The organism is Paraburkholderia azotifigens (assembly GCF_007995085.1).
Taxonomy (GTDB): Bacteria; Pseudomonadota; Gammaproteobacteria; order Burkholderiales; family Burkholderiaceae; genus Paraburkholderia; species Paraburkholderia azotifigens.
Genome location: NZ_VOQS01000001.1, coordinates 1,894,205 through 1,906,632, shown reverse-complemented (window position 1 = coordinate 1,906,632; position 12,428 = coordinate 1,894,205). Strand labels below are relative to the sequence as shown.

The window sequence follows — 12,428 nt, the reverse complement described above, 5'->3', positions numbered from 1 at the left end:
CGGCACGTTCGATATCCGGTTCAATGGGCGCTGTGCACTACGCCGGGTTCGCTTCGCGCGCGGGCGCGAACATCGGCTTCACATGCCGGTACAGCGCGCGATAACTCGCGAGCCGCTCGCGCAGCACGGCATGCCGCCGCGCGTTCGGCGTGAATTCGATTTCGACGGGCGGCTTGGTCAGCACCTTCGCGGGATCGCCGCCTGCCGCGAGCCAGCCGAGACGCGCCGCGCCGAGCGCCGCGCCCGTCTCGCCGCCGCCGTGCTTGCGCGTGGTCGTGTTGAGCGAATCGGCGAGCAGTTGCGCCCAGTAGTTGCTGCGCGCGCCGCCGCCCAGCAGCGACAGCGCGCTCACTTCCGTGCCCGCCGCGCGCAACGCGTCGAGGCCGTCCGTCAGCGCGAGCGTCACGCCTTCGAGCACCGCGTAGCCGAGCAACGCGCGGTCGGTGGCGTGCGTCATGCCGAAGAATACGCCCTGCGAATACGGGTCGTTGTGCGGCGTACGTTCGCCCGACAGATACGGCAGGAAGAGCGGCGCAGTGACGAGCGCGTCGTCGGCCAGCTTTTCAACTTCGGCGAGCAGCGTCGGCTCGTCCGTCGACGTGAGCTTGCAGACCCAGCGCAGGCAGCTTGCCGCCGACAGTACCACGCTCATCTGATGCCAGCGGTCGGGGATCGCATGACAGAACGCATGCACGGCCGACTCGGGATTGGGACGGAAGCTGTTGCCGATCACGCACAGCACGCCCGACGTGCCGAGCGACACGAAGCCATCGCCCGGCTGCGTCGCGCCGATACCGATCGCGCTCGTCGCGTTGTCGCCGCCGCCCGCCGCCACGACGACGGGTTCGCGCAAGCCGAGTTCTTCCGCAAGCTCGGGCCGCAGCATGCCCGACGACGCGCTGCCTTCCGCGAGACGCGGCATGTGCGAGCGGTTCAACTCGCAGGCCGCGAGCAGCGTGTCGGACCAGTCGCGCTGCGCGACGTCGAGCCAGAGCGTGCCCGCGGCGTCGGACGGATCGGAGACCTTGTCGCCCGTCAGTTGCAGGCGCAAGTAATCCTTCGGCAGCAGCACGCAGGCCGTCTGCCGGAAAATCTCCGGCTCGTGACGCGCGACCCACAAAAGCTTCGGCGCGGTGAAACCGGGCATCGCCAGATTGCCGGCGATCCGGTGCAGATCCGGCGCGCGTCGATACAGCTCGTCGCATTCTTCGACCGCGCGCATGTCGTTCCACAGGATGGCCGGACGCAGCACGCGGTCCTGCTTGTCGAGCAGCACCGCGCCGTGCATCTGTCCCGACAGGCCGATGCCGCGGATCTGCGCGAACTGCTCGGGAAAGCGCTCGCGCAGCGCGAACAGCGCTTCGCGTGTGCCTTGCCACCAGTCGGACGGATTCTGCTCCGACCAGCGCTGATGCGGCCTCGAAACGGTAAACGGAGAACCTGCCGTGCCGACCACGCGTCCGTCGGACGCAAGCAGCAGAACTTTCACTTCGGACGTGCCGAGGTCGATGCCGAGATACATGGGCGCGAAACCTTCGTCGGTAGGAGATGCGCTACTTTAGCCGCATGCCGCGTGCGATGCCATGCGCAAAAGACCTGGCGGATGACACGTATCGAACGCGGCGATCAATGAGAGCGGCCGCGCGTGAACGGAGTCCATGCGCGGCCATGTCGCTACGAATCTGACGCGGGTTTATGTGCCCCGCCTGGCGAGCCACGCATCGACGCGGCCGAGCGCCGAACGCACCACGCTCTCCAGCGAAGCCGTGCCCGCCATGCTGCCCCACAGCAGCCGGTCCGCGCAGAACGCCTGCACGGGATCGGCGGCCTTGAAGAAGCCGCGCGCGACGCCTTCGTCCATCACGCCGTCCTGATACGTGTACGGCAGCTTGCCTTGCTGCCAGCCGTCGAGAAAGCGGAAAAACAGCGCAGGCAGCATCGCCGTCGCGTTCGGCTCGGCCTTGCGCGCGAAGCACTCGGACAGCGTCGGCGCGATGAAGCCGGGAATCTTCGAGAAGCCATCGGCGGCGACGCGCTGATTCGTGTCCTGGATATACGGATTGCCGAAGCGTTCGAGCACGACGTCGCGATACTTCGCGAGATCGAGCGGACTGGGCGTGAGGCACGGAATCACGTCCTGTGTCACGTAGTCATGCGCGAACTGGCGGATCTCGGGATCGAGCGTGCCTTCGTGGATGTACGTCAGGCCGACCAGCGTGCCCGCCCACGCAATGCAGCTATGTGTCGCGTTGAGAATGCGGATCTTCGCTTCTTCGTACGGCAGCACCGACTCGACCAGTTCCGCGCCGACGTGCTCCCAGGCCGGCCGTCCGGCGATGAAGTGATCCTCGATCACCCACTGGATAAACGATTCGCCCATCACGGGGCAGGCGTCGTCGAAACCCGTGGCCGCTTTCACGCGCTCGCGCACGTCGGGCGTCGGGCGCGGCGTGATGCGATCGACCATCGAGTTCGGACACGCGGTGTTCGCATCGAACCATTGACGCAATGCAGTCGCGCCGCGTCGTTCGAGGAACTGCGTCATGCCTGCCTTGAACCGGTCGCCGTTGCTGCGCAGGTTGTCGCAGGTCTGAAGTGTCACGGGGCCTGCATTGCGCTGCATGCGCGCTTCGAGAATCGCGGCCAGCGCACCGTAGATGGTCGTGCGCGCGCCGTTCAGATCGGCGGCGAGGTCGGGGTTCGCGCTGTCGAGCTTGTCGTGCTCGTCGAGGTAATAGCCGCCTTCCGTGACCGTGAACGCAATGATCTTGCACGCGGGATCGGCGCCTGCTTCGACGAGCGCATCCAGATTCGCCGACCACGGCACCACGCGCTCGATCGAGCGGATCGTTTCGTACGCGCGCTCGCCTTGCGGCGTGACGGTTTCGAGCGTGTAGACGCCGTTCTGCGCGGCGAGCGCATCGGCGACGGCGTTCATGTCGCTGCGGATGTTGCCGACGCTCAGCGACCAGTGCGGATCGTCGGGCTTGCGCGCTTCGTTGAGCCGATGCAGATACCAGGCCTGGTGCGCGCGATGGAATGAGCCTGCGCCGATATGCAGGATCACCTGCCTGCTTGCGCCGCTTGCGCCGCTGTTCATGTGCGTCTCCTGTGTCGGCCGGAGTCCTTGCGTCGAGCGCCTTGCTCCGGTCCCATGCTGGTTTTGAAAGCCTTTTGCGCACGGTCTTCGCGTGCGTTCTTTCGAATAAGTCTAGAAGCTGTCTCGACGTTGCGAGCCGCCGTTCGAAATGAAGAGCATTTGCTCTTGATGTGAACTAATGATCGTATCCGGTCGGTTGAATGTCAAGGCGAAGGACACGGCTTTTTCGTGGCGCAGCGCGACGGGGCGGGCCTGTGAAGCGCGCGTCATGCATGCGCCGCGTCTTGTCCGACGCGCGCTTGCGATGCTGTTGCATTGCATCAAATTTGACAGTGAAGAGGTCAGGACTAACCCGAATGCAAAAAAGTATCGGTCGGCGGTCTCATTTCTAGTGGCCGCCATTGCGTCCGGGGTCTAACTTTCGGTACACACAACAAGAGCGACGCAGACACAGGAGGAAGACAGATGAAGGGCATCGTCAAGCCGGTTACGTCGTTGCACGCGCATCAAGATGCGGCTCCGCTTGCGGGTCGCGCGGCAAGCGCGCAGTCGGGCCTTTGAGCGGCCTCGTCAGGAGAACGACGTGCAACCCGATCTCGAACTGGTCACCGTGCGCCGCGACGAATCGTTCAAGGCGTGGTATCACGGCTTTCCGTACCGCACGGTGCGCTGGCACTTTCATCCGGAATTCGAAATCCATCTGATCGTCGCGACGACGGGCAAGATGTTCGTCGGCGATTACATCGGTCCGTTCGCGCCGGGCAATCTCGTGCTGATGGGCCCGAACCTGCCGCACAACTGGGTCAGCGAAGTGCCCGAAGGCGTGACGATCGAACAGCGCAATCTCGTTGTGCAGTTTCCGCAGGACTTCGTCGCGCATTGCACCGAGAGCTTTCCCGAGTGGCGCACGCTCGAAGCACTGCTGGCGGATTCGCGGCGCGGCGTGTCATTCGGTCCGCAAACCAGCGCGAAGATCCAGCCGCTTTTCATGGAGCTGCTCGACGCACGCGGCCTGCGCCGCATGGTGTTGTTCCTGTCGATGATGGAAATCCTGCTGAACGCGAGCGACCGCGAACTGCTCGCGAGCCCCGCGTATCAGATCGACCCGAGCAGCTACGCATCGACGCGCATCAATCACGTGCTGTCGTATATCGGCAAGAATCTCACGTCCGACCTGCGCGAATCCGAACTCGCGCAACTCGCCGGCCAGAGCGTGAGCGCGTTCTCGCGATACTTCCGGCGGCATACGGGGCTCACTTTCGTGCAGTACGTGAACCGGATGCGCATCAACCTCGCGTGTCAGCTGCTGATGGACGATGAACTGAGCGTCACGGACATCTGCTACAAGGTCGGCTTCAACAATCTGTCGAACTTCAACCGCCAGTTTCTTAGCGCGAAAGGCATGGCTCCGTCGAAGTTCCGCCGCTTCCAGCACCTGAACGACGCGAGCCGCGACGCTTCCGAAGCGGCGGCGGCGCTCGGCAAGGGCATCGCCAACGCGCCCTCGATCGTGCCCGCCGAGCAGGCGCGCAGTCATCCGCACACGCGTAGCCATCCGCACACGCGTAGCCATCCCGATACGCAGCCTCGCGCCGCGCCCGCGGCATCTCCACCTTTGGGCTCGCCGCTCGCGACGACCTAGAGCAGTCCAGCAAGTCCCGACGTTTCACCCGCTCATCGCGCTGCCAGACAGCGCGAGGGAAGCACTCATCCTCATAAACGGAGACAAACCATGACGCACAGCAATTCATCGCATCAGCCTCGCGCATTGCGCGTTCGCGCAACGCTGGCCTTCGCGGCCGCAATGCTCGCCGCGCCGCTGTTCGCGCCCGCCGCCGCGAACGCCGCGCCGCTAAAAATCGGCATGACCTTCCAGGAGCTGAACAACCCGTACTTCGTGACGATGCAAAAAGCGCTCAACGATGCCGCTGCGTCGATCGGCGCGACCGTCGTCGTCACCGATGCGCATCACGACGTGAGCAAGCAGGTCAGCGACGTCGAAGACATGCTGCAGAAGAAGATCGACATTCTGCTCGTGAACCCGACCGATTCGACGGGCATCCAGTCGGCCGTGACATCGGCGAAGAAGGCGGGCGCCGTGGTCGTCGCCGTCGATGCGAACGCGAACGGCCCCGTCGATTCGTTTGTCGGTTCGAAGAATTTCGATGCCGGACAGATGTCGTGTGAATACCTTGCCAAGGCGATCGGCGGCAGCGGCGAAGTGGCGATTCTCGACGGCATTCCCGTCGTGCCGATTCTCGAACGCGTGCGCGGCTGCAAGGCGGCGCTCGCGAAGTTCCCGAACGTGAAGGTGGTCGATACGCAGAACGGCAAGCAGGAACGCGCGACGGCACTGTCCGTCACCGAGAACATGATCCAGGCGCATCCGAACCTGAAGGGCATCTTCAGCGTGAACGACGGCGGCTCGATGGGCGCATTGTCCGCGATCGAATCGTCGGGCAAGGACATCAAGCTGACGAGCGTCGACGGTGCACCCGAAGCGATCACCGCGATCCAGAAACCGAACTCGAAGTTCATCGAAACGTCCGCGCAATTTCCGCGCGATCAGATTCGCCTCGCGATTGGCGTGGCGCTCGCGAAGAAGTGGGGCGCCAATGTGCCGAAGGCGATTCCCGTCGACGTGAAGCTCGTCGACAAGGACAACGCGAAGGGCTTCAGCTGGTAAGCGACGTGTTGCGTATGCAGTGACGCTCGCTTCTTCACACAGGCGTCACTGCATGAACAAGGGAAACGCGATGGACACGATCCTCAAACTCGACAACATCACGAAGAGCTTTCCGGGCGTGAAGGCGCTGCAGGACATTCATCTCGAGATCGCGCGCGGCGAGATTCACGCGCTGCTCGGCGAGAACGGCGCAGGCAAGTCGACGCTGATGAAGATTCTGTGCGGCATCTATCAGCCCGACGACGGCACGATCGTGATCGACGGCGAAGCGCGGCACTTCACGAACTATCACGACGCGGTGGCGGCGGGCGTCGGTATCGTGTTTCAGGAGTTCAGCCTGATTCCGTATCTGAACGCTGTCGAAAACATGTTTCTCGGCCGCGAGTTGCGCAATCGCTTCGGCATGCTGGATCGTTTGAAGATGCGTCGCGCGGCCGCGGAGATTTTCGCGCGGCTCGGCGTCGCGATCGATCTGTCCGTGCCGATCCGCGAGCTGTCCGTCGCGCAGCAGCAGTTCGTCGAAATCGGCAAGGCGTTGTCGCTGAATGCGCGCATTCTGATTCTCGACGAACCGACGGCGACGCTCACGCCTGCCGAAGCCGAGCATCTGTTCACGATCATGCGCGATCTGAAACAGCAGGGCGTCGCGATGATTTTCATCTCGCATCACCTCGAAGAGATTTTCGAAGTGTGCGATCGGATCACAGTATTGCGCGATGGCCAGTATGTCGGCATGACGGATGTCGCGCAGACGGACGTGAGCCGTCTCGTCGAGATGATGGTGGGACGCAAGATCGAAAGCAGCTTTCCGCCGAAGCCGACCTTGCCCGCCGATGCGAAGAACGTCCTCGAAGTGAACGCACTGCAACTGCACAAAGACGGTCCGACGAACCGCTTCACGCTGCGCGAAGGCGAAATACTCGGCTTTGCGGGGCTCGTCGGTTCGGGGCGCACGGAAACGGCGCTCGCGGTGATCGGCGCGGACACAGCGCACGTGAAGGACATTCGCATCAACGGCGCGGCGGTGAACCTGTCCGATCCCGCCGATGCGTTGAAGTCCGGCATCGGCATTCTGCCCGAGAGCCGCAAGACGGAAGGGCTGATTACGTCGTTCTCGATCAAGCAGAACATTTCGATCAACAACCTCGGCAAGTACCGCACGGGACGCTTTTTCATCGATCACGGCAGCGAAGCGAAGGCGACGGCCGACATCATGAAGCGCGTCGGCGTGAAGGCGCCGACCATGCATACGGAAGTCGCGACGCTGTCGGGCGGCAATCAGCAGAAGGTGGTGATCGCGCGCTGGCTGAATCACCACACCAACATCCTCATCTTCGACGAGCCGACGCGCGGCATCGATGTCGGCGCGAAGGCGGAAATCTATCTGCTGATGCGCGAACTCACCGCGCGCGGCTACTCGATCATCATGATTTCGTCGGAGCTGCCGGAGATCGTCGGCATGTGCGATCGCGTCGCGGTGTTCCGGCAAGGACGCATCGAAGCAATGCTCGAAGGCGACCAGATCGAATCGAATGCCGTGATGACTTATGCAACGGCTGGTGCAACGGCTGGTGCATCAACCGGCACTCGTGGAGCAACACAACATGAACACGCCTAACTCTTCTCCGAAGACCTCGACGGTCACATCCGACACGCCGGGCGCGCCGTTCCGCCTGAACTGGGCGAGCATCAAGCGCTCGACGCTGTTCTATCCGTTCATCGGTCTGCTCGTCGTGTGCATCGTGATGGTGTTCGCGAGCGACAGTTTTCTGTCGGCGGCAAATCTGGAAAACGTGCTGCGCCAGGTGTCGATCAACGCGATCATCGCCGTCGGCATGACGGCCGTGATCCTGACGGGCGGCATCGACCTGTCTGTCGGTTCGGTGATGGCGCTGTCGGGCACGCTCGCGGCGGGGCTGATGGTCGCGGGGCTCAACGGCGTCGCGGCGATTGTGATCGGCATCGCGGTGGGGCTCGGCTTCGGCGTCGCGAATGGTTTCTTCGTTGCGTTCGCGGGCATGCCGCCCATCATCGTCACGCTTGCGACGATGGGCATCGCGCGCGGCCTCGCGTTGATCTACACGGGTGGCTATCCGATCGACGGCTTGCCGGAATGGGTCAGCTTCTTCGGCAGCGGCAAGGTGTTCGGCATTCAGGCGCCCGTCCTCATCATGCTCGTCGTCTACGCGATCGCATGGCTGCTGCTCGAACGCATGCCGTTCGGACGCTACGTGTACGCGATTGGCGGCAACGAACAGGCGACCCGACTGTCGGGCGTGCGCGTCGCGCGCGTGAAGCTGATCGTCTATACGCTTGCCGGTTTGACGTCTTCGTTCGCGGCGATCGTGCTGACATCGCGTCTGATGAGCGGTCAGCCGAATGCGGGCGTCGGCTTCGAACTCGATGCGATCGCGGCCGTGGTGATGGGCGGCACGTCGATCTCGGGCGGACGCGGCTCGATCATCGGCACGCTGATCGGCGCGCTGCTGCTAGGCGTGCTGAACAACGGCCTCAACATGGTCGGCGTGAATCCGTATGTGCAGAACGTGATCAAGGGCGGAATCATTCTGCTCGCGATCTACATCAGCCGTGAACGCAAGAAATGATGTTCTCTTTCCTCTGTTCTCCACTTAAAAGCAGGGCAATGCAATGACGACTCAGGACAACAGCAAAAGCATGACGGCGATCGTGTGTCACGCGCCGGAAGATTACCGTGTCGAACGCGTGACGAAGCCTCAGGCGCGCGCGCATGAACTCGTGATCCGCATCGCCGCGTGCGGCATCTGCGCGAGCGACTGCAAGTGCTATTCCGGCGCGAAGATGTTCTGGGGCGGCCCGAGTCCGTGGGTGAAGGCGCCCGTGATTCCGGGCCATGAATTCTTTGGCTATGTCGAAGAACTCGGGGAAGGCGCGGAAGAACATTTCGGCGTGAAAAAGGGCGACCGCGTGATCGCCGAGCAGATCGTGCCGTGCGGCAAGTGCCGTTATTGCAAGTCCGGCCAGTACTGGATGTGCGAAGTGCACAACATTTTCGGCTTCCAGCGCGAAGTCGCGGACGGCGGCATGGCCGACTACATGCGTATTCCGCCGACGGCCATCGTGCACAAGATTCCCGACGGCATCTCGCTGGAAGACGCCGCGATCATCGAACCTCTGGCTTGCGCGATTCATACGGTGAATCGCGGCGACATTCAGCTGGACGATGTCGTCGTGATCGCGGGTGCGGGCCCGCTCGGTCTGATGATGACGCAGGTCGCGCATCTGAAAACACCGAAGAAACTCGTCGTGATCGATCTCGTCGACGAGCGTCTCGAACTCGCGCGCGAATACGGTGCGGACGTGACGATCAATCCGAAGAGCGACGATGCGCTCGCCATCGTCAAGTCGCTGACGGACAACTATGGCTGCGATGTCTACATCGAAACGACGGGCGTGCCGGCGGGCGTGAATCAGGGCATGGACCTGATTCGCAAGCTCGGGCGTTTTGTCGAGTTTTCCGTGTTCGGTGCGGAGACTACAATGGACTGGTCGATCATCGGCGACCGCAAGGAACTCGATGTGCGCGGCGCGCATCTCGGCCCTTACTGCTATCCGGTTGCGATCGACCTGCTGGCGCGCGGACTCGTCACGTCGAAAGGCATCGTCACGCACGGCTTCTCGCTCGAAGAATGGGACGAAGCGATCAAGGTCGCGAATTCGCTCGATTCGATCAAGGTGTTGATGAAGCCTGCACGATAGCCGGATAGTTCGCCCGTCATTCGAAAAATACACAGTGCGCGTTGTGAGAGGCGCGCACACGGAGACACTATGAACTACGTCATCGGCGTCGATATCGGCACGCAGAGCACGAAGGCCGTGCTCGTCGACGAGAGCGGCGCAATCGTCGCGCAGCATTCGAGCGGCTATCACCCGGACACGCCGAAGCCCTTGTGGGCCGAGCAATGGCCGACCGTGTGGATGAAGGCGGTGATCGAATGCATTGCGCGCTGCGTCGGCAAGGCGCGCGAAGCGGGCGTCGCTTCGAATGCGATCAAGGCGGTGTGCGTGAGCAGTCTTTACGGCGGTTCGGGCATTCCCGTCGATAGCGACATGAAGCCGCTTTATCCGTGCCTCATCTGGATGGACCGGCGCGCGACGGCGCAAGTCGAGTGGGTGCGCGAGCACGTCGATCTCGACAAGCTGTATGCGATTACGGGCAACGGCGTCGACAGCTACTACGGCTATACGAAGATGCTCTGGCTGCGCGACAACGAGCCGAACGTGTGGGCGAATACGCGATTCTTCTTGCCGCCGAACGCATATGTGATTTATCTGCTGACGGGCGAAGTGGCCGTCGATCACAGTTCGGCTGGCAACATCGGCGGCGTGTACGACATCGCAAAGCGCGACTGGTCCGACGAAGCGCTCGACATGCTCGGCATTCCCGCCACGATGATGCCGGAGCATCTGGTCGAATCGTCGGATGTGGTGGGCGGATTGCTGTCGCAATGGACGGAGCAGCTCGGACTCGACGCGGGCACAGCGATCGTCGCGGGCGGTGTCGATGCGGCGATGGCCACGTATGCGGCGGGCGTCACGCGCGCGGGCCAGCACGTTGCGATGATCGGCACGAGCATGTGCTGGGGTTATATCAACCAGAGTGTCGATGCGCGGCACGGGCTCGTCAGCATGCCGCACGTGTTCAACGGGCTGGAGGACATTTATGTGTTCGGCGGCGCGATCACGGCGGGCGCGTCGGTGACGTGGTATCGCGAGCAGTTCTGTCATGAGGAGGTCGAAGCCGCGAAGGCGATACCGGGCGGCGATCCACATCAACTGCTCGAAGAGGACGCCGCGCAGATTCCGGCCGGTGCCGATGGCGTGATGTTCTTGCCGTATTTGATGGGCGAACGCAGTCCCGTATGGGACGCGAAGGCGAGTGGCGCATTCGTCGGTTTGAATCTGTATCACACGCGAGCGCATCTGTATCGCGCGGTGCTGGAAGGCGTCGCGTTTGCGTTGCAGCACAACATCGTCGCAGGGCGCAAGGGTGCGAAGTCACTCGACGACAAGCTGATCGTGGTCGGTGGCGCGGCGCATTCGGATTTGTGGATGTCGATCATCGCGGACATCACGGGTTTCCCTGTGTACACGATCGAACAGGACGTGGAAGCGGCGATGGGCGCGGCTTTGCTCGCCGCGTACGGCACGAAGCTGATTTCGCAGGAGACGGCGCGAGGCGGCTGGGTAAGGCTGATCGAACGCGTGAAGCCTGACGCGGCGCGGCAGGCGATGTATGCGGAGCGCTTCGGCATCTATACGGATTTGTATCCGGCATTGAAGCCGGTCATGCATCGACTGCAAGCAAAATGAACCTATCCTTCGATTTTTCCGGGCGCTCGATTCTGGTGACGGGTGCTTCCAGCGGCATTGGCCGTGTGACGGTCGAACTGCTGCGCGCGAGCGGCGCGCAGGTTGTGGCGGCGGCGCGCAACGTAGGCGAGCTTGCGCGGCTCGCAGAGGAGACGGGTTGTGAGCCTTTGGTGTTGGATGTCGGCGACGAGTCGGCTATTGACGAAGCTTTAGGTTCGCTCGATGTCGTGTTCGATGGGCTGGTGAACTGTGCGGGCACGACGGTGCTGGAGCGCGCGATCGACACGACGGCGGCGAGCTTCGATAGCGTGATGAGTGTGAACGCGCGCGGCGCCGCGTTGGTGGCGCGGCATGTTGCGCGCGGGATGATCGATGCGGGGCGCGCCGGCAGCATTGTCAATGTGTCTAGCCAGGCTGCGCTTGTTGGGCTCGATGAGCATTTGAGTTATTGCGCTTCTAAAGCGGCGATGGATGCTATTACCCGGGTTTTGTGTGTTGAGTTAGGTGCCTATGGCATTCGGGTCAATAGCGTGAATCCTACGGTTACTCTTACGCCTATGGCGGTTAAGGCCTGGAGTGATCCTGTGAAGCGTGATCCTGCTTTGCAGGCGATTCCTCTGAAACGGTTCGCTGAACCGCGGGAAGTTGCTGAGCCGGTTTTGTTTTTGCTGAGCGAGGCGGCTTCGATGATTAGTGGTGTAGTTTTGCCTGTCGATGGTGGTTACACCGCAAGGTGATGTTTTTGTTTTTTGTTTTTTTGTTTTCGCTTTTCGCTGGCATCCGCGGTTTCGTATCGGTGCTTCAGGCGTTGCCCCTGTGCGGGGCGGCACTTACTTTCTTTGCCGCCGCAAAGAAAGTAAGCAAAGAAAGCGGGCTAACACCGCCAGTCCTAGTCGTTGCCTGCGGGCCCCCCACGGGTCCCGCACTCCAGACGGCATCGCACTGTCTCACGCCCGTTGCCCGCGTACTAACTCACGCCTCACCCACTTCACAATCCCGCGTCACGAATTGCGTTACCGGAAGTCCACAGCCGCCCAGGTGGCAAACGGTGTGTAGGCCGTCGCGACGGAAGTGCCCCACTCCGGACTGAAAAGCGGGATCGGAGTCGTAGAAGCGCGAACGCGTAAGGTGCGAGAACCTACACACAGTTTGCCACCTGGGCGGCGCAGACGGATCGCTGCCGCTGGCTGTGCTACGGATGACTGGAGAGGGTGATGCGTCTGTTAAAGGCGCTGGCAACGCACATGAAATAGCGTGTTGCCGTGTGGAGTGCGGGACCCGTGGGGGGCC

Annotated in this window: 9 protein-coding genes; 7 read left to right on the top strand and 2 right to left on the bottom strand. The window is 62.5% G+C overall.

Annotated elements, in window-relative coordinates:
* Window positions 1-37 precede the first annotated feature (37 nt).
* Together xylB and dalD are read right to left on the bottom strand one after the other, a co-directional pair.
* Window positions 38-1,522 (bottom strand): xylulokinase, encoded by a 1,485-nt coding sequence (xylB, locus tag FRZ40_RS08485; RefSeq protein WP_028364556.1) that lies wholly within the window; start codon window positions 1,520-1,522, stop codon window positions 38-40.
* A 171-nt stretch (window positions 1,523-1,693) separates the two neighbouring features.
* A complete protein-coding gene (gene dalD / locus FRZ40_RS08480; RefSeq protein ID WP_147233853.1) occupies window positions 1,694-3,100 on the bottom strand; it encodes a D-arabinitol 4-dehydrogenase in 1,407 nt (468 codons plus the stop codon).
* Window positions 3,101-3,683: 583 nt separating this feature from the next.
* Between dalD and FRZ40_RS08475 the strand changes: the two genes are divergently transcribed.
* From FRZ40_RS08475 to FRZ40_RS08445, 7 genes are all read left to right on the top strand, one after another.
* Window positions 3,684-4,742 carry an AraC family transcriptional regulator gene (locus FRZ40_RS08475; RefSeq protein WP_147233852.1) on the top strand — a complete coding sequence of 353 codons (1,059 nt, stop codon included), beginning with the start codon at window positions 3,684-3,686 and terminating at the stop codon, window positions 4,740-4,742.
* Between the two features lie 90 nt (window positions 4,743-4,832).
* On the top strand, window positions 4,833-5,786 hold the full coding sequence (locus FRZ40_RS08470) for an ABC transporter substrate-binding protein (RefSeq protein ID WP_028364560.1): 954 nt from the start codon (window positions 4,833-4,835) through the stop codon (window positions 5,784-5,786).
* Window positions 5,787-5,856: 70 nt separating this feature from the next.
* Window positions 5,857-7,404: a sugar ABC transporter ATP-binding protein gene (locus tag FRZ40_RS08465; RefSeq protein ID WP_147234796.1), complete on the top strand. Its 1,548-nt coding sequence runs from the start codon at window positions 5,857-5,859 to the stop codon at window positions 7,402-7,404.
* Entirely contained in the window at window positions 7,391-8,392 is a 1,002-nt protein-coding gene (locus FRZ40_RS08460) for an ABC transporter permease (RefSeq protein ID WP_028364562.1), read from the top strand. Before FRZ40_RS08465 ends, FRZ40_RS08460 begins: the two co-directional genes overlap by 14 nt.
* A 43-nt stretch (window positions 8,393-8,435) precedes the next feature.
* Entirely contained in the window at window positions 8,436-9,524 is a 1,089-nt protein-coding gene (locus tag FRZ40_RS08455; RefSeq protein WP_147233851.1) for an alcohol dehydrogenase catalytic domain-containing protein, read from the top strand.
* A 69-nt stretch (window positions 9,525-9,593) separates the two neighbouring features.
* A complete protein-coding gene (locus FRZ40_RS08450) occupies window positions 9,594-11,138 on the top strand; it encodes an FGGY-family carbohydrate kinase (RefSeq protein ID WP_147233850.1) in 1,545 nt (514 codons plus the stop codon).
* Complete coding sequence (locus FRZ40_RS08445) at window positions 11,135-11,875, top strand: SDR family oxidoreductase (RefSeq protein ID WP_147233849.1); 741 nt, start codon at window positions 11,135-11,137, stop codon at window positions 11,873-11,875. The genes FRZ40_RS08450 and FRZ40_RS08445 overlap by 4 nt, the downstream gene beginning before the upstream one ends.
* Window positions 11,876-12,428: the final 553 nt, after the last annotated feature.

Bases quoted from the DNA above. Each gene is read 5' to 3' on its own strand.
- xylB (WP_028364556.1), bottom strand. From the start codon at position 1,522: ATGTATCTCGGCATCGACCTCGGCACGTCCGAAGTGAAAGTTCTGCTG.
- FRZ40_RS08470 (WP_028364560.1), top strand. From the start codon at position 4,833: ATGACGCACAGCAATTCATCGCATCAGCCTCGCGCATTGCGCGTTCGC.
- FRZ40_RS08455 (WP_147233851.1), top strand. From the start codon at position 8,436: ATGACGACTCAGGACAACAGCAAAAGCATGACGGCGATCGTGTGTCAC.
- dalD (WP_147233853.1), bottom strand. From the start codon at position 3,100: ATGAACAGCGGCGCAAGCGGCGCAAGCAGGCAGGTGATCCTGCATATC.
- FRZ40_RS08465 (WP_147234796.1), top strand. From the start codon at position 5,857: ATGGACACGATCCTCAAACTCGACAACATCACGAAGAGCTTTCCGGGC.
- FRZ40_RS08450 (WP_147233850.1), top strand. From the start codon at position 9,594: ATGAACTACGTCATCGGCGTCGATATCGGCACGCAGAGCACGAAGGCC.
- FRZ40_RS08445 (WP_147233849.1), top strand. From the start codon at position 11,135: ATGAACCTATCCTTCGATTTTTCCGGGCGCTCGATTCTGGTGACGGGT.
- FRZ40_RS08460 (WP_028364562.1), top strand. From the start codon at position 7,391: ATGAACACGCCTAACTCTTCTCCGAAGACCTCGACGGTCACATCCGAC.